The organism is Exiguobacterium sp. J17977 (assembly GCF_018616375.1).
Classification (GTDB): domain Bacteria; phylum Bacillota; class Bacilli; order Exiguobacteriales; family Exiguobacteriaceae; genus Exiguobacterium; species Exiguobacterium mexicanum.
Genome location: NZ_JAEQBB010000026.1, coordinates 1 through 235, shown reverse-complemented (window position 1 = coordinate 235; position 235 = coordinate 1). Strand labels below are relative to the sequence as shown.

The 235-nt window shown below is 56.6% G+C and carries 2 tRNA genes; both read left to right on the top strand.

What is annotated here, in order from left to right:
* Positions 1-82 precede the first annotated feature (82 nt).
* Positions 83-155: transfer RNA gene (locus tag KNO58_RS15345), tRNA-Lys, on the top strand.
* A 7-nt stretch (positions 156-162) separates the two neighbouring features.
* Positions 163-234, top strand: a tRNA-Gly gene (locus KNO58_RS15340).
* The last annotated feature ends 1 nt before the right edge of the window (position 235 follow it).

Here is a 235-nt window from a genome sequence, read left to right as displayed (position 1 = left end):
TAGCGAAGTGGCTAAACGCGGCGGACTGTAAATCCGCTCCCTCGGGTTCGGCGGTTCGAATCCGCCCCCCCCCACCAGGTTTGAGCCATTAGCTCAGTTGGTAGAGCATCTGACTTTTAATCAGAGGGTCGCAGGTTCGAGCCCTGCATGGCTCATTTTTATGCGGAAGTAGTTCAGTGGTAGAATACGACCTTGCCAAGGTCGGGGTCGCGGGTTCGAATCCCGTCTTCCGCTC